The 21026-nt window shown below is 67.8% G+C and carries 14 protein-coding genes, 1 tRNA gene and 2 pseudogenes; 5 read left to right on the top strand and 12 right to left on the bottom strand.

Annotation, left to right across the window (positions count from 1 at the left end; all coding sequences use genetic code 11):
- Positions 1-68 precede the first annotated feature (68 nt).
- A complete protein-coding gene (locus ABZT17_RS09805; RefSeq protein ID WP_356346016.1) occupies positions 69-1376 on the top strand; it encodes a hypothetical protein in 1308 nt (435 codons plus the stop codon).
- A gap of 369 nt (positions 1377-1745) precedes the next feature.
- On the opposite strand, the gene ABZT17_RS09810 is transcribed toward ABZT17_RS09805, so the two are convergent.
- The 4 genes from ABZT17_RS09810 to ABZT17_RS09825 all read right to left on the bottom strand — a co-directional run bounded on the left by ABZT17_RS09810 (position 1746) and on the right by ABZT17_RS09825 (position 8376).
- A complete protein-coding gene (locus tag ABZT17_RS09810; RefSeq protein WP_356346019.1) occupies positions 1746-2279 on the bottom strand; it encodes a DUF6262 family protein in 534 nt (177 codons plus the stop codon).
- Positions 2276-4696 (bottom strand): site-specific integrase, encoded by a 2421-nt coding sequence (locus tag ABZT17_RS09815; RefSeq protein WP_356346022.1) that lies wholly within the window; start codon positions 4694-4696, stop codon positions 2276-2278. The genes ABZT17_RS09810 and ABZT17_RS09815 overlap by 4 nt, the downstream gene beginning before the upstream one ends.
- A 53-nt stretch (positions 4697-4749) precedes the next feature.
- Positions 4750-5859, bottom strand: coding sequence for a tyrosine-type recombinase/integrase (locus ABZT17_RS09820; RefSeq protein WP_356346025.1), 1110 nt, complete (start codon positions 5857-5859; stop codon positions 4750-4752).
- Between the two features lie 561 nt (positions 5860-6420).
- Complete coding sequence (locus ABZT17_RS09825) at positions 6421-8376, bottom strand: Ig-like domain repeat protein (protein ID WP_356346028.1); 1956 nt, start codon at positions 8374-8376, stop codon at positions 6421-6423.
- A gap of 335 nt (positions 8377-8711) precedes the next feature.
- Here ABZT17_RS09825 and ABZT17_RS09830 point away from each other — a divergent pair.
- Positions 8712-8788, top strand: a tRNA-Trp gene (locus ABZT17_RS09830).
- A gap of 217 nt (positions 8789-9005) precedes the next feature.
- On the opposite strand, the gene ABZT17_RS09835 is transcribed toward ABZT17_RS09830, so the two are convergent.
- Entirely contained in the window at positions 9006-9365 is a 360-nt protein-coding gene (locus tag ABZT17_RS09835) for a hypothetical protein (protein WP_356346030.1), read from the bottom strand.
- Positions 9366-9426: 61 nt separating this feature from the next.
- Here ABZT17_RS09835 and ABZT17_RS09840 point away from each other — a divergent pair.
- Positions 9427-9678, top strand: a pseudogene (locus tag ABZT17_RS09840) (transposase); the annotation flags it as partial.
- Between the two features lie 229 nt (positions 9679-9907).
- On the top strand, positions 9908-10444 hold the full coding sequence (locus ABZT17_RS09845) for a GNAT family protein (protein ID WP_356346033.1): 537 nt from the start codon (positions 9908-9910) through the stop codon (positions 10442-10444).
- 453 nt (positions 10445-10897) lie between these two features.
- Here ABZT17_RS09845 and ABZT17_RS09850 read toward each other — a convergent pair whose 3' ends face one another.
- The 7 genes and pseudogenes from ABZT17_RS09850 to ABZT17_RS09880 all read right to left on the bottom strand — a co-directional run bounded on the left by ABZT17_RS09850 (position 10898) and on the right by ABZT17_RS09880 (position 17012).
- On the bottom strand, positions 10898-11377 hold the full coding sequence (locus tag ABZT17_RS09850; RefSeq protein ID WP_356346036.1) for a diadenosine tetraphosphate hydrolase: 480 nt from the start codon (positions 11375-11377) through the stop codon (positions 10898-10900).
- Between the two features lie 98 nt (positions 11378-11475).
- Positions 11476-12618 carry a hypothetical protein gene (locus ABZT17_RS09855; RefSeq protein WP_356346039.1) on the bottom strand — a complete coding sequence of 381 codons (1143 nt, stop codon included), beginning with the start codon at positions 12616-12618 and terminating at the stop codon, positions 11476-11478.
- Between the two features lie 110 nt (positions 12619-12728).
- Positions 12729-13307, bottom strand: a complete 579-nt coding sequence (locus tag ABZT17_RS09860; RefSeq protein ID WP_356346042.1) for a hypothetical protein — start codon at positions 13305-13307, stop codon at positions 12729-12731.
- Positions 13308-14024: 717 nt separating this feature from the next.
- A complete protein-coding gene (locus ABZT17_RS09865) occupies positions 14025-14834 on the bottom strand; it encodes an SDR family NAD(P)-dependent oxidoreductase (protein ID WP_356346213.1) in 810 nt (269 codons plus the stop codon).
- A gap of 210 nt (positions 14835-15044) precedes the next feature.
- Positions 15045-15479, bottom strand: coding sequence for a GNAT family N-acetyltransferase (locus ABZT17_RS09870; RefSeq protein WP_356346044.1), 435 nt, complete (start codon positions 15477-15479; stop codon positions 15045-15047).
- Positions 15476-15661, bottom strand: a complete 186-nt coding sequence (locus tag ABZT17_RS09875) for a hypothetical protein (RefSeq protein ID WP_356346047.1) — start codon at positions 15659-15661, stop codon at positions 15476-15478. The genes ABZT17_RS09870 and ABZT17_RS09875 overlap by 4 nt, the downstream gene beginning before the upstream one ends.
- A gap of 512 nt (positions 15662-16173) precedes the next feature.
- Positions 16174-17012 (bottom strand): annotated as a pseudogene (locus ABZT17_RS09880) (IS5 family transposase).
- A 333-nt stretch (positions 17013-17345) separates the two neighbouring features.
- Here ABZT17_RS09880 and dacB point away from each other — a divergent pair.
- The gene (gene dacB / locus ABZT17_RS09885; protein ID WP_356346050.1) at positions 17346-19070 is read left to right on the top strand and encodes a D-alanyl-D-alanine carboxypeptidase/D-alanyl-D-alanine-endopeptidase; all 1725 of its coding nucleotides are present in this window, start codon (positions 17346-17348) and stop codon (positions 19068-19070) included.
- The last annotated feature ends 1956 nt before the right edge of the window (positions 19071-21026 follow it).

Raw genomic sequence — 21026 nt, forward strand, 5'->3', positions numbered from 1 at the left:
CTGCCTACCGACCGGGTGTCAGTCGTGAGTCCGGGGGCGGTCCCAAGACTGGCGAAGAGGTCTGACAGGTGCCCGCTACCGAGGTGGTGATCGTCAGCGGGGCCGAATACGCCAAGTACGAGCCCGCCGCCGGCGACACATGGGTTCTGCGCACGTTCAGCCCGAGCATCTGGATCCAGATTGCGCGCAACTGGGCCGCCCAGGAGTTCCGCACCCCGGACACGACCGTCACGGTGTTCGACATCGCACGCGGCACGCAGGAGACGTCCGCCGACGGGAAGGCCTGGAAACGGGTGCAGACCCTGGAGCCACCGACCGCCGCCGAATGGTGGCGCATCACCGACAACAGGCCCGGACGGCGCCGGTACGAGCGTCCCGTCAGCCCCTTCACGACCAAGGACCGCGAAGCCACCCACGTGGCCTACCTGCCTGGTTCGGCGATCCCGCCGAACCGGGTCGCCCTCGACGATTCTTACCGGCCCGTCGGCGGACCGCGCCTAGGCATGCAGGACGTCTACAACTACATCTGCCGGATCGGATTGACCCGGCCGGGCACCCTGCGCGGCCTGCACCTGTTCGCGCACGCCGATGAGGACGGCCCGATCCTGCTCAACACCTGGTCGCCCGCGCCGCACGACCCCGGTCGCGGGCTGCTGGACATCGATGCGCGTGCCCATCAGGACTTCACCACGGCCAACATCCCGCGGGTTTCGGTACCAGACCCATTCCGTAGCGACGCCGACCGGGACAGCTTCATCGCCACGAATCCGCGGACGCGCTCGGGGTTCAACAGTGCTTGGAGCGAGGACACGACCGCCGTGGTCTGGGGCTGCCTCGGTGATCACTTCGTCAAGGAGTTCGTCGAGCAGGTCGCCGCGCAGCTTGCCCAGGCCAAGGCGAAAGCCGCCAAGCGTCCGGGCACAAAGATGCCAGCCGACCCCGCCATCACCATTCGCGCCAACGTACGCGGCAGCCTCGGTGAGGAAGACCGAGCTTTCTGGGCGGCGTTCTTCGGCTTGAACCCCGCGAGTGGGATTCCCACCACCATCGTCAAGCCCCTGAGCTGGGTGAAACAGAAGCTGATCGCTCTGAACCACGAGGCATACCCTGGCCAACTGGGTTCCGCCCTCGGGGCGGGCACCACGTTCCCCCGACGCCGAGTGCTGGCAGCCCCGCTCGGCGCGAGTACCTGGGTGAAACCGGCGGACCGGGACCGTGGCGTCAACGCCCTGATGCGAGTCGTGCCCAGGGAATTCGATACAGTTCTGGGCCTCTACCAGGGCCTCGGCTTCGTCTACGCACTCGATCTCGCCGACACCACATCGCCGTTCGGCCGTGGCTACGGACAGTTCCCGCCCGCCGCAGCAACGCCCTAGCCTGCGCGTTTCATCTGCGGTCGCGTCCGGATCATTATGAAAAGAGCGAAAGCGCCTTCTGAGAGAGTATTCGTGCAGGTTAGGTGCGAAATGCGACTCTCGCCCCTGCCCTGCTTTGAGGGCCTTCATCTCATGGGCGGCGAACGACGGTCTCCAGGGCGGATGCTCGACCATCCGTCTCATTCGCTTCCGTGCCTGGAAGCCCGTCTGATCCAAAAATTGACCATGCGGCAGGCACACGTCGTCGACCCAAGGCTGGCCTGGGCTCCGGCGGCAAGACGCCGGTCCGTACTTCCCTACCGTCCGCGCAGAGGGGAAGTACGGAGAAGGGTGCTCAACCACCTGTTCGAGCCGCCTGCGGTCTTGTGCTCAGCGAGGGGGGCAGTCTGGATGGGGCTGGTTCAGAGCCCGGGTGAGCTCCCGGTTCGCTGCCCGTGCGGCTTCCAGTTCCTCCGCTCGTTCCTCCAGCTCGCCTCGGGTGTCAACGAGTTCTTGCTCCAGCAGGGTGACGCGCCGCTGGAGGTCATCGATGTCCGTGGGCGCCCCGAGGCCGGACGCGGCCCAGACGCGCTCGCCGAGCTCGGCCGACAGCCGCTTCTCCAACTGCAGGACTCGTGCGGCAAGCCGCTTGTTGCGCTCCAGAGCGTTGGCGAGGTCGGTCTGGAGCGAGACCTCGCTAACCGCCGCCAGTCTGCCCTCCGCGACTGGAGTGTTGGCGGCGACATGGACGCGTTCGAGCAGGTCGCGGTGGCGATAGAGGAAGGTCCGGTCGACGCGGGCGGCTCTGGCGAGTCCGGAGACCGTGATGTCGCTGCCGTTCTTGACGGCTGTATCCAGGGCCTTGAGGACCCGTTCGCGACGTCGGGCTGAGTCGGCTTTCTTTCCCTCGATCATGGACGTCATTCGGCTGCCCCTCCTCCGCGGTAGTCGGGAAGTTCCGGTCGCACTCGGGGCATGCCGAGTGCGGTGACTCGCCGACTGCGGCGAACCACGGTGACGGCCTCCTCGATCTGCATCCTGTCTTCCTCGGTGAGTTCCTCGAGTCGCTCCTTGACGCGTTTGATTAGGCGGCGAACGCGCGTGATTTCCTCGTCGGACGGCATGGCCTCGGCCTTTGCCCAGGAGTCAGCGGCGAAGGCCGCCAGCCGTTCCCGGCCGCGGAGGAGATCCGCAAGGTATGCCTCCAGGTCGGGGAGGTAGGACACGTCGGTGCGGAAGTGCTCGCAGCCGACACAGCGGAACCGGACGGCGCAGTCCTCCCCGCCGGCGGAGACGTTGCTCGGCTCGGTGCAGAGCCCGTAGGGGACCTGTACTTCGCCGACGCCCCGGCGGGCGTGCTCGGATTCCAGTAGAGTCTCGGCCTGGCGCCAGATCCGGTTGCCCTTCCGGTCGAACTGCATGGCGGTGACCCTGTTGACGGCCTCTCGACGGCGCTTGTCGCTGACCCGGTAGTACCGCTGAGTCGTGTCGAGCCGCCGGTGATCCATCAAGACTCGGAGCACGTCAGGCGCGACGTTCTTGTCCGCGTGGCGCTGGGCGTAGGTGTGCCGGTAGGCGTAGAGGTAGATCTTCGATTTGTCGAAGGGCAGCATCTTCCTGACCCGCTTGCCGTCCTCCTCCACGACAACGGGGACCAAGATCTGCGGCAGGGAGGCGACCCAGGCGCGGTGGACGTCACTGACCGACTCGCTGTTGATGGCTTTGGCGCCGTCGGGGTTGGCAACCGGCGAGGGCAGAAGGACGAGCTGCTTGCGTGGGGTGTTGGGGAACCGCGCAAGAGCCCGTTCCTGCTGGGCGATGATCAAGGCGGCGGTCGCTTCGGCGATCGGAAGACGGCGGCCCTTGCGCAGGGATTTGTGGTTGTCATAGATCAGCTCCGAGTTGCCGTCTCCGTCCCGTTCCAGGCACTCCAGGGGCAGTGAGCAGATTTCGTCGGGACGGCGGCCGGTGTCGATGAGAAGTGCGGTCGCTGTGCGATGGAGCTGGTGGCCGTCGGGGTCGAGGCTGTCCAGGTGCTGGCAGAGCTGGCGCATCACCTCGACCGGGAGGTCGCGGCCGGCGTCGTCGTCCTCGTCGTACTCGGGCACGTCCTCCTGGCGGAGGGCGAAGTCGTCCCGGAGGCCGTGTAGGGGATGCCCGGGCTGGGCCAGGCCCAAGGTCCTCATGCGGGTGAGCACGCGCCGGACGTCGCGCGCGTCCCAGTGCCGGTGCAGGGCCGAGATCTCGCCTTGAAGCTGGAGGAAGAGGAGGCGGTTGAGGAATAGGACGATGTCGTCCCTGCCCAGGGGGCCCGGGTCGTGACCGTCGTCGTCGCGGTTCAGGCGGAGGCTCTTGGAGAGCATGGCGATGGAGTTGATCTGACGCTGGATAGGGGGAAGGGGGTTCCTTCCGCGCCGACGGGGAAGATCGTCGATCGCCCACTGCTGGGTGGCCTTGCGCAGCCACTGCTGAGAGATACCCCCGAAGTGGAGGAAGCCTTTGCTCAGCCCGAAGGCGGCGCCGTCCCAGGTGTCCTTGTGTCGTTCGGTCTCGGGAGACAAGCCGAAGCGGGCGAGGTGCTTGAGAAAGCCGAGTGCCAACTGTTTGCCCGTGGACTTCATCGCGCCGAGGTCGATGTCCTTGATCGAGGCGAGCTGCTGAGTGCGGACGGCATCGACGAACGGGCGAAGTTCCTGGTCCTTCTGCTTGATGCCCTTGGCGTTGCGGTCCTGCAGACAGTAGAGGACTTCCGCGACCACATGGTCGGGCAAGCCGCGCAGGCTGACGACGCCGTGCTCGACCACCGCCGGCGCGGTCCGCTGCCAGAGTTCCTCGTCCTCCAGTCGGCCGGTGCGGCGCAAGATGTTGCGTGTCTGGCGGTGTGGTGGGCAGTACTCGCCGTTGCCGCGGTCCCGGTAGCAGGCGGTCACCGCGCAGGGCCCGAGGCGCTCGAACGGCTGCAGGCCAGGCAGCCGGAGGAACTCCTCGATCGTCACGCGGTGGATCTTCTGCTGCTGGTAGCAGTGCGCCTCACAGAGAGCCTGGCGAATCGTTCTGCGGGGCCGGGCGCATTCGGGAACCAGGCAGGGGCGGGTGCCGATCGACCGCCAGTTGTGCTTGGCCGTGGCCACGAACTCCTCGATGGACTGCCCGGACTCCTTCATCCTCTTCTCGCAGCCCCGGCAAAGGGCCCGCTCGCGAGACGTGTAGGACATCTTGTCGCAGCCCTCGACGGGACAGATCCGACCGCCGAGCAGCTGGTGGAAGCGGGGGAAGGCGATGGTTCGCACGGAGGAATCCCAGGCGATGAGCCGGAGAAACTCCTCCGTCACCTCCCTCATCAGAGCTTCTTCGGGCGCCGGTTCCGGTTCCGGCAACGCGATCACCGCAGTGGTCACCGGTCCCCCTCCAGGAACTCACGGGGAGAGGGAACCCGCTCGACCGCGTCCCGGAGCCTCGACAGCTTGGGGTGCAGGTAGGGGCGGGCCGACTCCGGGTTCTTTTGACCCAAGAGGGCCTGCACCTCGTCCAGGCTGCCGCCGGCATCGGCCACGTTGCTGGGCATCGCATGCCGGCCCATGCGCGGCGTGACCACCCGGCCCAGCCTCGCTCGCCGAGACAGGGATTCGCACAGCTCACCGATCGCATCCGTGGTGATCGGCGAGCCATAGGGAGGGCGGAAGAGATTGACGAGCAGAAAGTCACTGCCGCCCGAGCCCAGCACCTCGTGCCGTTCCAGGGCGTACTGATCGAATGCCATCACCACCAGGTGGTCCACCGGCATGGCCCACGACTTCTTGGACTTCGACCAGGCACCGTTCTCGTTCTGCCGTCGCGTGACGTGAACGTGGGCCCCCTCGACCGAGCAACCCAGGGCCCGGGAGTCCATCATCAGGTGAGGATCGTTGCGGTGTAGGCCGGCGACCTGCCCCGGCCGCAGACCGACCCGGGTGAGCAGAAACAGCGTCAGCCGGTCACGAGCGGAGCGACAGGCCAGGAACATCGCCACGACCTCCTCGTCGCTGGCCCGGTCGATGTCCGTCTCCGGTTCCTGGACCCGGTGCCGGGCCCGCATCCGATAACGCATCCCTCCGTTCTCCGCTCGGGCAGCCGCGGGCAGGTCCAGGTCGTCACCGATCTCATAGAGCTGTTCCAACACCCAGGCCGGGGCCGCCTTGTTCGCCACCGCGTGCAGGAAGAACATCCGCACCGCGGTGAGCACCTTGTTGATCCGGATTTCACCCCGTACCGGCTTTGATCCCGGACCCGGCACCACGACCTGACGCGAACCGCCCCTGCCTGGCGTCCACTTCAGCCAGATCATGAACAGCCCCATGTCCCGGGCCGCGGTTCGCCAGTCACGCCGGGTGAGCAGGCACCAGAGCAGAAACAGACAGATGCCCTCCGCGTACGCCTTCGTCGTCGTCTCCGCTCGCCCACGCGCCAAGCGGAGTTCCTGCAGGAAGCGATCCGGCTCCGCGACGACACCCAGGTCGTCGTCCATGACAGTCCAGTACCGGGTGCCCGATGGGAGCACCACAGGGAATGCACGCACTTCTACCTCTACTCCATAACTCGATCTGCACGACCAGCCATAGAGCCACACCCCCCGAGAACCGTCGCAGCACCCCCAACGAGGGGGCCGTGCACGACGTCACGCCACGGCCAGGGAACCCCCAGAGAACGACGCGATCCCTGGCGATGACGCACGCATCCTCGGCAAGGTTGTCGGTGTCCTGCGCATCCTCTGATCGTGAAGGGTCTGCAACTGGCTACTGCGTCGGAGTGCAAGACCAGCAGAGCCGGAAGCCAATCTCGAGTACGCCCCTGTAGTACACCTGTTCTAGCAGGCCATGTCAGCGATGCGGGTTCCGGCGAATGACGACCGTACGTGGCGCAGGCACCTGCGGCCAGCCCGTACGCACGTGCAGGCCAGTCGCCGATGTCGAATCCTTCGCCAGCGTCAACACTTCCAGGTGCGGCAGCAAGCCGGTGTCGGCGACGGGTCGGGCATGAAAAGGGCGGCGGGCGGGTGTCCGCGCCGCCGCCCTTCAGCGGTGCCGGGTCAGCTGGTGAAGTAGAAGTACTGCCAGGCGCCGTAGGTGGTGGTGTTCACGCTGTCGCCGGAGGCGGGGTCGAGGTACGAGGCGCGGACCCGGGCGCGGACGCCCGCGGTGCCGGGGTGGCCGAGGTTGACGATGCACGTGCCGTTGGTGCCGAGGGCGAAGTACTCGGAGTCGGTCGTGTACCACTTGCCGCCCGAGTAGACCTGCAGGTCCAGGCGTTCCTTGCGGCCCCTGTAATAGGTCATGGTGGTGGTCAGGATCGCGTCGGTGTTCTTGTGGTAGTAGCGGTAGCGGGTCGAGCCGATGGTGCCGGTGCGGTAGTAGTGGGACAGTGAGCTCGCGGTCTTCACGTGCGCGTACGCGCTGGATTTGACGGTCCGCGGGCTGTAGCGGGCGTCGCCCTTGAAGACGGCGGTCACCGCGGTGTCGCGGGACATGTTCACGGTCGCCGTCAGGTTGCCGTGCGCATCCGCCTTGCCGCTCTTGATCAGCTTGTTGGGCTTGTCGGGGCCGTAGGGGTCGGCCCAGATCTCCACCGTGCGGTTGGTGTAGGTGGTGCCGAGGTGGGCGGTGAAGACGACGTTCTTGCCGTAGTCGTAGATCTTCTTGTTGTTGCTGAGCGTCAGCGCGGGTGTGGCGCGGGAGACGGCGACGGTGTCCGAGGCGGTCGCCGGGGTGTGGTCGGCGTCTCCGGGATAGGTGACGGTGTAGCGGACCGTGCCGCCGGCCGGGGGCACGTCGGTGAAGGAGAACGTGCCGTTGGCGCCCAGCTTCGCGGCCCCCAGGGATTTGCCCGCGGGGGAGAGCAGGTCGGTGCGCACAATGTTCACCGGTGTCCCGGCCGGCGGCACGAGGCCGGCGGTGAGGGTGCCCTTGACGGTGAGTGTCTTGGCACGCGGGGCGGTGGCGGGGGCGTTGACGGCGAGCGTGGTGACGTACTTGCGGGGTTCGGTCACCGTGTGGAACTCCATGGAGCCGGCTCTGCCGGTCAGCACGAACAGCTTGCTGCCGTCCGCGGACCAGGCGGTGGAATGCCCGCCCCAGGGCATCCAGTCGTGCGAGAGGTTGCGGACGCTCGGCGGGGCGTCGGCGCCTCCGGAAAAGACGTAGGTGTCGCCGGTGTCCTCGGTGTCCAGCGTGGTCGCCGCGATGGTGCCGTCCGGAGCGACGGTGACGGTCTCCGTCTCGTCCGCGACCGGGTACTCGCGCACCTTCGCCAGGTCGGAAAGCCGGTATTCGGTGACCGCCCGGGACCCCTGCCCGACCACCACGATCGACTGGGCGCCGGGGGTGAGCGCGGCGTCTGAATAGAAGCCGCCCTCGTTGGCGGTGACGCGGATCGTCGGGGTGGCGGAGGAGACGTCGTAGACGACAATCGGCCCGTTGCTGATCCCGCCGTCCAGGGCGACCAGGGTGTCCGGAGTGGCCGGGTCGGTGTACAGCAGCGGCGGGCTGGCGAAGTCGTGCGCGCCGGCAAGGTCGAGGGTCACGGTCGCCGGGGTCGCGCTCAGGTCGACCTCGCCGAGCCCGGAATCCCACTGGTCGCCGTAGCCGAACCAGATCCGGCCCTGCGTCAGGGCGAGATGGCGCGGCGCCGTTTTGGCGCCGGTCGGGTATTCGGCGGTCTGGGTGAGCGTCGCGGTGTCGAAGGCGACGATCTTGTCGGCGTCGGTGACCGCCGCGTACAGCGTGTCGCCGTCCGGGCTCAACTGCAGGTCGGACACCCCCGGCAGGCCGGTGAGTGTCTGGATCACCTTGCCGGTGTAGTCGACGACAAAGATGACGCTGTCGCCGCTGATGTACAGATGCTGGCGCGCACCGTCGACAACGGTGTCGCGGACGTCGCTGACATTGATCGGCACGCTGGTGTCCGCGGCCGCAGGACCGGCGGAAAGCAGCACGGAGCTGAAGAGGGCTGCCGTCGTGACGGCAGCCGCAAGTCTGTCAATACGCACGGAAGTTGACCCCCCAAGACAATGGCCGGCGTGAGCGGCCCGAGCCGGCCCCGTGGCCGGAGAGTGAAGCCTAGGGCAAAGCTCTGACACACCTTCCGCCACCCATCGGCGCTCCCCGCACGCACGCACCCGCAGAAGAGGGCCGAGGAGCCCGAGGGCGCTGCGCGACTCGCCCTGCGCACGGTCAGCAGAGCCGATCCGTCCCGAGGTGGCCGACCATGGCGAGATCGTCGCCGCACGCCTGAAGTACGAGGCCACCGCCAGGGTCTTGCGGCGCCAGAGCAGAAATCCCCTGGAGAAGAGCTGGACGGTCATGCCATGCTGACTCCCACCGAAGGGGCGTAGCTCAGCTGGCCAGAGCGCCGGTCTCCAAAACCGGATGCCGCAGGTTCGAGTCCTGCCGCCCCTGCCAGACGAAGTCGATGAGAGACCAGAGGATTCCGCCCGCTGGCGTCACACCGATGCCGAGAGAGTTGATGATCAAAGTGGACCGCCCCCTCGGACACCCCGGAGACCACTTGAGTGAGAGCAGCGCTCAGCCCCTCGGCATCGAGCTGCCCATCCCCCATCTGCTGAGCAGCGCAGACTAACTGATCGTTTCAGAATGAGAGGGGCAAGCCGAGGGGCTGTCAGTCCTCAAGGCGCTGAAGGATCTGTGTGAACTCGCCGTTCTCGATCAGTCCGGTGAGGACTGGGGTCATGTTGCTGATGCCGGCATCGCGGACGATGAGCCCGTCCGAGCGCCAGAAGTAGCGGCCGGAGAGGGCCTCCCCGCTGACGGCCCATCGCTTCATAAGGACCTCGGCCTGGGCGACGGTGATGATCGTCGCGCTCCACCGGGAACCGTCGTTGAGGTCCACGAAGACGTCGACGTTGTCCACGGACTCCAAGTCCTCACCGGCATTTGGCAGGAACGCGGCCTCGAACTGCTCTGTGTGGACGCGGTACCAGGGTCCGTCCCCGCTGCCCGATGGTGTTCTGTCGCTCATCGCGCGAGTGTGCCGGGCTGATTCTCCCTCCTCAACTGCTTTGTTCTGGCACGCTTCCGGCGTGAACAGTGATCTTGTGCCTGACGACTTGTGGGAGCGGATAGCCCCGCTGATCCCGTCCCGGCCACGGCGGCGGCACCGGTTTCCCGGACGGAAGCCAGTCAACGACCGTACTGCGCTGGCCGGGATGGTGTATGTCCTGCGCAAGGGCGTTTCGTGGGCGGACGTCCCGGCCGAGCGGATCGGCTGCTCCGGGGTCACCTGCTGGAGGCGGCTGCGGGACTGGACCGAGGCTGGAGTCTGGGCCCGCCTGAGGACGCCTGCCAGGTGCGAACCGGCAACGCGCTACGGCGGCCTGGGGCAATCTGGCCATCGGCGTCCTGAAGATCGCCGGTGTCACCGATATCGCCGCCGGCCTGCGCCGAAACGCCTGCGGTCTTCTGCGGCCGCTCATGCTCCTCGGGCTCTTCTGACTGCTGCCTGTACGGACCGGGCGGGGAAACGTGGTTGATCGGCCGGTGCCCCTCGTATAGCAATGCCCTGTGATACGTGGTGAAAGGACCGGGCTGCGTGCCCGGCATGAGAGCGACGTCCCAGTTCTCCACTCCGAGCTGTACGACGATGTGGCCACACGGTCACGCGCCGACTCTCGTCCGTGGCGGCCCGTCCCATCAGGTTCGGGTCACTCACCCTTCGCTGTGACCGGACCGTCGGACGAGGCGGCGTGCTTCTCCATTGTCGAGCTGGAGTCGCAGGAGCTGGCGGGTGAGGCCCTGCTCTGGGGCATCGACACACACAACCGGACGGCTCACATCGGGATCGCCCTGCGCCCCGCATTCCGCGGCCGCGGGCTCAGCGTCGATGTCCTGCACGCGCTGTGCGGGTACGGATTCGCCGTACGCGGCCTACAGCGCCTGCAGATCGAGACCCTCACCGGCAACACCCCGATGCTCGCGGCGGCAACCAGGGTCGGGTTCACACGCGAGGGAACACTGCGGCGCTCGGCCTGGGTGTACGGCGCCTACGCAGACGAAGCCGTCCTCGGCCTCCTCGCGAACGATTGGACGCCCCGGAGCTGAACAGCAGGAGCCCGGTTTCGCGAGAGAGAGATGCGAACAAAGAGGGCAGGAAGGAACTTTGACGAAGTTCTGGGGCGTCGGTGGTACAGCGGATGTAGTCGCGTACGCCGAGCGGGCCGGCGTGCCTGTGCGCATCGTGTGGCCGGAAGGCGCCGGCCGCTGACGAGCTCCGGCAGAGGGGCCCGCCCACCGGGCGGGTCCGCCCATGAGGCGCTATGACTTTTCTGCTTGACGACGGACCCCCACCCCTTCGCGGCCTCCGCGGGGGCAGTCCCGGTACAGCGGGTTCGCACCACTTCCGTAGCGCTTGCACGTGCCGGAGCACTTGGCGCACACCCCCTCTTCAGACGGGCCCCACCCCGGAACCGGATTGTCCCTCAACGGGGTCACTGTGGGTGTGGCCGTGTCACTGATCACGGGGCCCGCCGACCTGACGCGCGGCGGGCTCACGCGTCAGCCCATCGAACGCAACCGATCCAGTTCGCTCCCGATCCCGTCCCGCAGCACGTCATGCTGCGGACCCAGCCTGAACCCCTCGTCACTCCACCGGTCACCCGGATACAGCCACACAGGCTTGCCCACCAGCTCGGCCGGCTCCCACTCGAACCGCGGCCAGACATGGGCATGAAGGAACGGATCGGTGTTCCCCGGAATCTCCAGGTTGACCCGGCGGAAGTCGGGGTCCAGGCGCCGGCAGACGCGCTCAACGGCTTCTCCGAGCCGTTCCATGTCGGACAGAAACGACAGTCGCCTCGCCCTCGGCAGGTCAGACAGCCGCTGTACACCCGGCTCGTCCACGAGGAGAACCGAGTAGCCCGGCAGGAACTGAACGTCGCCGATCACTGCGAACCCCGACTCGAGCCGCCGCAGCACGGTCGGGTTCTCACCGCGCAGAGCAGCCCCGATCCGATCCATCCGCCAGTCACCAGTCATGGCCCCAATTGTTGCCCGTCCGCAGGTCAGGTGCCCCATGGTGCTCTGGTTGCGGTGGCTGACCTGCTGTGGTGTTTGGCACGCCGGTCGGGAGAGTCTCAGCCGGAGGACGCCGTTGGCGTGTGCTGGGCCCGGCGTGGAACCGTGTGGCGGATCAGGACCGCGGCAAGCGTGGCCAGAGCCGCGGCTGCGGGGGCGGCCAAAAGGGCGTGATGAAGGCCGCCCGAATACACGAAGTTGGTGAGGACGAGGGATTCTGTGGCTGCCAGCCCGTGCGCGCTGATGCCCCGGGGTGTGGCCCGGAGAGTGATCGCGGCTCCGACGATGGTGCCGTAGCAGGTGGCCCCCGCGAAGTACGCGGCCCAGGTGCGCAGGAACAACAGGGGCAGTGAGCTGTGACGGGCCCGCAGCCCGGGCAGGGTGCGCAGCAGGTAGGCGACCATCGCTGCCGCAAGGAAGCAGAGGCCGTAGGCATAGAGGCGAATCAGGGAGTAGAGGTTCCAAGGCCTGCTCCCCGCGGCGTTGCTCCGCTGGGGCAGGCCCCCAAGGACGGCGTCGGCGATTTCGCCGGTGCAGTGCGAACGGAATCGGGCCCCGGCGCACCAGGGGACGGCCACGTGCTGGGCGCCGTCCCGCACCAGTTGCGAGTCCAGCAGGGTGAGCAGCAGGCAGCAAACCAGCCCGCTCGTCATCGCCATGCCGATTCTGCGCCGCAGCGATCCCGCGGGACCTCGCGCCATGGCCGCCGTGCCGAGGAGAAATCGATGCCGGGATACCTCGGGCCTGCCGGGGCCCTGGACCGCCAGCCGTCCCGTGACCGCCGCGGTGACACCGGCGGCCACCCCGAGCAGCAGGGCGTGCTGGGTTCCCTTGTGAGCCTGCTCGATCGTCTCGGCGAGGGCGTCGCCTTGTGTGCCGTAGGACATGAGCTGCGGGGTCTTCATCAGCAGCAGAGTGATCAGATGGGCTGCCGGCGCCAGCAGGGGCAGGACGAACACACTCACCAAGGGAACCGTGCGCGGCGTGCTCAGCCTGCGCAGCAGTGCGGCCGCGCCCGTGCACAACAGGATCAGGAAGAGCGTCAGCCACAACGCCTCGCGGCCGAGCGCGGCGGCACCGGTCTTACCGCCGTAAAGCCACACGGGCGAAACGGTGATCAGGCGCAGCGCGTCGGGAACAGCGAGGAAGACTCCGTTGAGCGAGAGCAGCGAACGCGCCCAGTTGATCTGGGCGGGCAGCATCCCGCAAGCGTGGACAAGGACGACGGCTCCACCTGCCGGCAGCAGGAGGGGCGGCAGTCGATTCCTGGGGTTCTCGGGGGTCCCAGGCTGGACGAGGGACGAGGAGGCGGTCACCGGGCCCTGGCCGTCATACGGAAGTCAGCGCCGTTGTCGTCGACCGTGGTTTGGTGCTGCTTGCCGCCGTCCCACCAGACGAGGGTGGCCTTCCAGGAGCAGTCGTAGTGCTGGGTGAGGCCGATGACGTAGAACGTGTAGTAGTCGTCGTTGGTCAGGGTGCGCGGGAGGACGAGCGGGACGCCGTACTGGTCTGCGGTGGCCTGGGCGGCCTTCTGACGTGGGCTGGCCCTCAAGGTGTTGAGCGACACGGTGCGTCCCACGGCGATCGCGTCCAGGTTCACGGCGATGGCGGCGGGCGAGGGACTGCCGCCGCCACATCCGATCGGGGGCGCCAGCCTCTCACCGCGCAGCGGTGCGGCCCGGCGGGTGACTGTGAAGAACATGTTCCGGATCTGTACGGCGTGGTTGCCCGCCCCGTACAGCGATATCGCGGCGACCGCCTGATCCAGGCGCACGAGGCGGCCCTCCCGGCTCCATTGGGTGAACTGCTGCTGTGTGGCGTCCGAGAGGCTCGTCTTGATGGCCTCGTTCCCTTTGCTGAGCGTCCAGCTGCTGCTGCAGAGGTCGTTCAAGGGGGCAACGCTCACGGTCAGTTCGCTGTCTCCGGACCAGGCGTTGCGTGCGTAGTTCCCGAGGGGAACGCCGATGCTGACAAGGACGGCGAGCGCCAGACTCGCGAGCCCGATCTTGTCCGCGATGCTGAGGGCTCGTAAACGACGCAGTCGTGGTGGCTGCCGGGTGGGCTCCGGATCAGCGGGCTCGGGTTCCGGAGGCTGCGCGTCCGGGGCCGGGGGCCGTGCTGAGTCCGGGTCCGATGGCGGCTCCGGAGTCGCTCTCGTATCGCTGTCCATCGCTCGAGCCCCCGAAGAACGGATGGTTGCTGGACTCACTGTAGGGATTGAACCGCCCCAGAAATAGGCGAGTTGATGCCCGTAATCAGACTTGAGCGGCAGATCCGTTCCGCAGCACGGTGACACGCTGGGTTTCGAGGGCGTGGTGGTATCCGTCCGGCGGGGCTCGTCGTACGGGTGTGGCGGGCACGGTCGGCTGCGGGCCGGGGCGGCGGCCGTGGGGGCGGCCCTCACGGGTGTGGGCGCCAGGGCGTGCAGGGATGGGACGGTCGTGCCGGGTACCTTCGTGTGGGCTGCCGGGCCTGCCACAGCGCAGCTTGGTAGCGCAGGCCAGGGCGTCAGGGGTGACTTCCAAGCCGCCGGTTTCGGTGTCGAACTTCGCGGCCCGAACCTTCTCGGCTATCGGCCGGCCCCTCTTCTGTGGCGCCCGAGCGCAGGTCAGCGACCTGGGGTGGGGAATCTCAGCGAGCAGGTCTGTCCCCTCCCCGGGCACCGGCTGGGGATTTTCAGGGCTTTGTCAGCGATTTCGTGAAGGCGGAAGCCAGGGGGCTGTACCGACGGAAATGGCCTGGTCATGTGGGGTTTCTGCTTACCGGCCGAGGACGTCTTGTTGCTTCTTGCCCTGCGAGGTGGCTGGTGTCGGGAAAGTCGTTCCGTCTCTCCTCTCAGAGGGTCCGCGGCAGGGGACACGCCGTTGCGAGGCAGTGTGACGGGCGCCGGGGGGAAGGGGTTTGTGGCGGGAGTGAGTCCGAGGGCTGCCTTGGCCTGTCGGGTGCGTTCGTCGGCGAGGACTCCGTCCGGCCGGCCTCGACGGCGGTGAAAGTGTGCTCGGCGATCGCTTCCGGGGTGTTCTTGGGGCGAGTGAGGTGGGCGGCCATGTCCGTGTCGAGGGTGGCCGCAGTGGGCGCCGGCGACGAGGACGCCGGTGTTGTGGAGTTCGCTGCGGATTCCGTTGGTCAGGGCCCAGGCGGCGGCCTTGGAAGCGCTGTAGGAGCCCATCGCGGGGTTGGTGAAGCAGCTCGCGGTGGACAGCACGGTGACGAGGGCGCCAGGCGAGTTGCCTGTGAGCAGCGGGGCGAAGGCGCGGCACATGGCGAGCGTGCCCGAAGTGGTTGGCCTCCATTTCCGCGCGGGCGGCGTCCGGGGCGGGTGCGGCCAGCAGGGGGCTGTCGGTAAGGACGCCGGCGTTGTTGACCAGCAAGGTCCCGTCGGAGCACGTCTCGGCTGCCGCGGCCACCTGGGCGGGATCGGTGATGTCGAGGCGGACCGGGATCACGCCGGCCTCAAGGATCGGCCGCGGGTCGCGGGCCCCCGGTAGATGCGCTGCGCACTGCCGCGCAGGAGCAGCCGGGCCGTTGCCTGCCCGAGCCCCCGGTTCGCGCGGTCACCAGCGCCGTCGCCCCCTGGATCCGCATGGTCTTCCCGTCTCGTCAGGCCGACTGGCCGGCAGATTCCCGGTCATGCAGTGGACCACTTGAGATGAACAGCGCTCTCGTGGAACCCCAGAGCGCGATAGAAGCCGGCCGCTCTGCGGGTCGGCACGGTCACCTCGACGTCCTTCGCCTCCCGGGCCTTTGCCTGTACGGCCCGGATCAGCGCGGAACCCGTACCGCGGCCCCGCATGGGCTCGTCCACGGTGAGTTCGAGCAGTTCGAGGACCGTTCCGCCGGCGAACAGGGTGGGCATGCGCACCGCGAGCAGGTACCCGACCACGCACGAGTCCTGCTGGGCGACCAGGAACTCGACGCTGCCGTCCGAGGCGGCCTCGATGATCCGGGGGAACGTGGCTTCGTCGAAGACCTCTCGGTCGGGCCGGTAGCTCGTCACGAACCCGCTCAGCAGACGGTAGATGTCACCGGCGTCCGAGGGCGTGGCGTCGCGGATAGTCGTCATGCCGGCTCACCCGCCGGGAGGTCGGGGGTCGGCGTGGACGCCGAAGCGGCCCCCGGGACGGCTGCCATGAGCTCCGCCGCCTCGATCTCGATGCTGCTGTCGCGCCGGCCGCTGCCGCAGTGCACCCGTCCCAGGCTGCTGACCGTCCCGTCGAACACCACCGCGGTCCGGTCCGCGGACACCGGACACACCCCGCCCGGCTGCATCCCCGCCCGGCTGCATCCCCGCCCGGGCCGGCCGCCCGGCACCGGCGGGAGACAAATCGCCTCGGCGGATCCCGGCTGCGCGGGGCAGGGCGCCGTACCGCGGCCGTGCATGGCCGGGCAACGCCGCCAGCAGGAGACGGTCCTCGAGGGTGACGGATGCCAAGGTCTTGACGGTTCGCTCCAGCGGAACGCCCCACGCGGCACAGACCTCCAGAGGGCTGGTCACGTCAGGGTGCTCGTGGAGCCGGAAGGACACACCGAGCGAAGCGGGGATGTCCGGCGGGCCAACGGGTGCGAGACCGTTCACCTCGCCGAGATTACCGTGCACGGTAAGGGAGTTGATCGCGGCTGGCGGAGCAGAAGTCGGGCACGCCGCTCCACCGGGACCTACCCGCGGTTGAAACCGCAGCCAAGTGAGGGAGACGAACAGAGGCGGCCATTCAGGGTTCTGAGGGGGCGTTTGAAGTGGGCAGATTGCCGTTTGCATCCTAGTGCGTTCCTCGCCAGGTAGGTGTCGTCTCGTCCGTTATGCGCCTGGCGAGGTTGTCGATCGAGGCAATGTGGATCATGGCCTCGGAGCTGGCGGTGAGGGTCTCGTAGTCGCGGGAGAGACGGCGGTGCATCATGATCCAACCGATACTCCGCTCCACCACCCAGCGCCTTTCCACGACCTGAAAGCCGCGGGTCTCCGGATTCCGGTTGACGACTTCGACGTCGATTCCGAGGGTGGCGCCGTGCTCGACGACGGCATTCTTGAAGCCGGTGTCGACCCAGCTCTTGGAGATGGTCGGGTACGTCTCCGTCGCCCGGTCGAGCAGGCGGATTCCCAGGGCGTTTTCCGACAGGCCGGCGGCGGCGACGGTCACGGCGAGGATGAGGCCGATCGTGTCCGTCAGGATGCCGCGCTTCCGGCCGACGATCTTCTTCGCGGCGTCCGTTCCCTGGCTGGCCACAGGCACGTTGGTGGAAGTCTTCACGCTCTGGGTGTCGATTACGGATGCGGTCGGCTCGGGCTTGCGCCCCTCTTTCACGCGCGCCAGTCCGGTCAGGTCATAGTTGAGCTGGGCGAAGATTCCCTCATCGCGCCAAGCGGCGTAGTAGGCGTAAACGGTGCCGTGGTTCGGGAAGTCGTGCGGGAGATATTTCCAGGGGATGCCGGTGCGGTTCACGTAGAGGATCGCGTTGAAGACGTCCCGTAAATCGACCTTGGCCGGCTGCCCGGTTGGCCTGCGGTCGAGTCGGGTCTTCTCCAGGCCGTCAACGTCGGTTCGATCAGGGCCCATCGGGCGTCGGACAGGTCGCTGGGGTACGGCTTGCGCTCACTCACGGCGTAGCGTGGTCACAGGCAAGGCGGAGGGGTTGGTTCCGCTGTTCATGGGGCGATTCCGCGGCAACTTCAAGCCAGACGGACTTCCAGGTGCAGAAGCGAACGAGATGGAAGGCCGCGCATTCGACCTGGGGAGCGCCATTCGCCGCCTATGGGATGAAGACCCTCAAACAGGGCAGTGGCGAGAGCCGCATATGGGGTCTGACATGCATAAACGCCCTCTGAGCTCTCTACGGAACCCGGAACGGTTCACTTTGTGCGGTGGCTCGGGGTGGGGGCGCGGCTGTGATCGGCTGAAGGGATGATCTGTGCTCGGCATGCCGTCATCGCGGAGTGGGGCCGGAAGGTGAGTGGGCTCTGGCCCGTACGATTCTGCCGAATTTGTCGTATACCCCCTTGCTCTTTCGGTTTGTTCTGCTTCTCGAATCGGCGGTGTGCATGAAATCGATGTTCCATGGCAGGCTGCGGCCCTGGGCTGCAGCCTGCGTGACGCTGGTGACCCTGGCGGGCGTGGCCGTCACCGCTCCTGCGGCGCTGGCGGCCGCGCCGGCGCGCGCACCCGAAACGGGGCATGTCAGCGGCCTCCCGCCCGCCGTCGAGGCGATCATGCACAAGCCCGGCTACGAGAGTGCGCAATGGGGTGTCTACGAGGTCGACCCCTCGAACGGGCAGGTGATCCACTCCCGGTTCGCGCGGCAGTCCTTCGTCCCCGGCTCGGACACCAAACTCGTCACCCTGTCGGCCGCTTGGCACAGCCTGGGCCCCGGCCACCGATTCACCACGCCCGTGTATGCGGCGGGCACGCGCCGCGGCTCGACACTGAAGGGGAACCTGGCTCTGGTCGCCCAGGGCGACCTGACGATGGGCGGGCGGACCAGGCCCGACGGTTCGGTGGACTACACCAACGTCGATCACACGTCCGCCAACGACCTGCCCGGCGCCACGCTCACCCCGGAGAATCCGCTCGCCGGTGTGGACAAGATCGCCCGGCAGGTGCGCGATGCAGGCATCACCCGCGTTCAGGGCGACGTCGTCGTCGATCCCAGGATCTTCACGCCCCCGGAGCTGGACCCGCAGCCCACCCCGCTGATCATCAACGACAACCTCATCGACCTGCTCACCACCCCCACCACCGCCGGGCACGCGGCCAAGCTGTTCTGGCGCCCGCAGGTCAAGCCGTACAGCGTCGACTTCAAGGTGAAGACGGTGGCCGCCGGCGGTACGACGAACATCACGGTCAAGGCCTCCCCGGACGGCACCAAGATCACCGTGTCCGGTCAGATCGCGGCCGGGACGCAGCCCGTCCTGAGGACCTCACCCGTCCAGGATCCCAACGCTTTCGGCCGCACCGCGCTGATCGAGGCGCTCGGCCGGGCAGGTGTCACCGTCCACGCTCGGCAGACCGGTCCCAACCCGGAGCGCGAACTGCCCGCCTCCTACGATCACGATGCGCGGGTGGCCGCCTATGTCTCGCCGCCCTACCAGCAGTACGCCAAGCTGATCCTGAAGGTCAGTCACAATCTCGGCGCCAACCTGGCCTTGTGCAACATGGCCGGGCTGCGGGGCAGCAAGGACTGCTTCGCCGGCGGATTCGGGGTCGAGCACGACTTCCTGACCCGGGTCGCGCACATCGACCCGGCGCAGTTCCAGCTCGATGACGGACGCGGCGGCGACGCGACAGAGAAGGCCACCCCGGTCGGCCTCGCCCAGATTCTCGCCTATTGGCTGCACACCCCCGATGCGAAGGCCTTCCGGCTGTCGCTGCCCATCCTGGGGGTCGATGGCTCGAACGCGATCTCCTGCACTCACTGCCCGGCCAGAGGCAAGGTCTTCGCCAAACCGGGAACCGTCATCGGCCTGGACCGGCTCAACGGCCGGCTCGCCGTGGCGGACCAGAGCCAGGCCGGCTACCTGCTGACCGACGACGGTCATGTGGTCATCTTCGTTGAACTCGTCAACTCCGCCACCGCTCCTGACATCCAGGGCATCCTGCGCATCTTCGACGACACCAATCAGATCTCCGCGCTGCTGCAGGAGGAGGCCTCGGCCCACCTGTGACGGCGCGTGGCAGCCGGTACCTGCGCCGGCGGTACGCAAAACGCCCGGGATCGCCGTCTCTTCACCGGCCCCGGGCGTGCGATCACGCCGCCCGCACCCACGCGCAGGCCACCCCGTCGGTGGTGGGGATGTGTGTCTGGAGGGTGTGTCAGAACAATGGCCCTGTCTCACATTTGGTGGTGACGCAGAGTGGTGAGGTGTCGTTGGTGTCCGTGTGAAGGATGTCGACGAGCTTGTGCAGACGGTGTTTTGAGGGCTGTCCCCACTGGCCATCGAGGATGTGGTCGACGAGGGCGAGCGAGTCGTGGTGCGGGCACGGACTCCGCAGGACACTGCAGCCTGTGGGTCTGTATGGTGAGCGGCCCTGTCCCACATCCGGGGGTAATGGTAAGTAGTTACCGTAGCTGGCAGTAACGCCCCCGGGCCGGCACTGGGTGAAGCGAACGTCGACACTGAGCACGCGCCGCTCGACGACGCCTCTGGGGCTGCTCTCACCGGAACTCGGACCAGGCACTTCAGTGATTACGTTCTGTCACCACCGAATGTGAGACGGGCCGTTCGCTACACAGACCCCCGCCGTTCGGCGGGTGCACCTGGGGAATCACGGCGAGCAGCTCTGAGGCGGAACCGATGACCGGGTGGCCGAATTCGGAGAGCGCGATCAGGGCTGGGGTTCAGGGTGCGGGGTGTGGCTGGGTGGGGTGGTGCAGGGTGTGCCAGCGTCGTTCGAAGTCGGGGGTGTGGGGGGTGATGTGGTGGGGGGTGAGGGGTTTGTTGTATTGGGCGGTGATGTTGTGGGTGGTGCATTCGTGGGCGATGTCGGTGGGGTCGGGGGTGGGGGTGTGTGCGCGGTGGCGGGCCCAGATGGTGTAGATGCGCCAGCGGAGGAAGTGTCTGCGGAGGTTGGCTGGGCTGATGGGCTGGTTGTCGCGTCCGAGTAGGCCCTGGGCGGCGAGGTGGGTGGAGAGTTCCTGGTCGGTGGGTTCGCTGTGGTGGCGGGTCTGGTACTCCATCCAGGCGAGGTAGTAGCGGTCGGGCAGGGTGAGAGCGGCGTTGCCCATGTGACGCTGATCGGGCGTGTGTTCGGTTACGGGTGGTGTGCCGTGGGCGGGCGGGGTGGGGGCCTGTTGTGAGGTGTGGTTGTGGGTCAGGCCCGAGGGGGGATGGGGCGCGATACGCGTGCCGGGGGGCGGTGCCTGGGCATCTGCCGTAGCGGTGGTGGGGGAGTTGCGTCCTGTGGTGTTGCCGCGGGCGGGTGGAGCGGCGTCGCGGGCGGGGTTGGCGTGGTGTGTGTCGTGTTGCGTGGAGTGCGTGTGTGAGGGGGCGGGGCTGCGGTGCTCGTGTGGGTCGGGGTGGGAGCCGGCGCGGGGGGCGGGTAGTGCGTCGGTCGGGTCTGATGGGGCGTCGGATTGTTGCGGGTGTGCGGTGGTGGGAAGGGGTGGGGCAAAGACCTGGAGGTGTGCCTGCGGTGGTCCGGGCTTGTCGCGCCCGCTGGCGCCCGTGGCATGGCGAGATCTGGGTGGGGTGGAGGAGGTGGTGGCGCGTCCGGGGGCGGGCTGGGTGACGGGGTCCGAGGGTTGCTGAGTGCCGTGTGTGCGCAAGGCGTCTGCTTTTTCGTGGTGGTCGTGGCGGCCTGAGTGGCCGTCTGGGGGGCTGTGCCGCTGTGGGCGGTAGCGCTGCGGGGGTACGGCGTTGGAGGCGAGTTCTGGGCGGGCCAGGGGCGGATCTTGCGTCTGCTGGTGCGGATGCTGGCCCATGTGCGGCGGTTGCCCGGACGGGCGGGCGTGGGGATCTTGAGGGTGGTCGATGAGGCCGCGGTCGTCGCGGAGCGCGGTTGGTTGCATGGGCCGGGTGTGCCGGCGTGGGCTGTGGTCCGGGGTGGTCGTCGGGTCGGGTTGGGGTTGCTGGGGTGGTGGGGGCGTGGTCTGCCGGTCTGAGGGCGCGGGCTGTCCGGGT

This window comes from Streptomyces sp. NPDC005648, assembly GCF_040605395.1.
Lineage (GTDB): Bacteria > Actinomycetota > Actinomycetes > Streptomycetales > Streptomycetaceae > Streptomyces.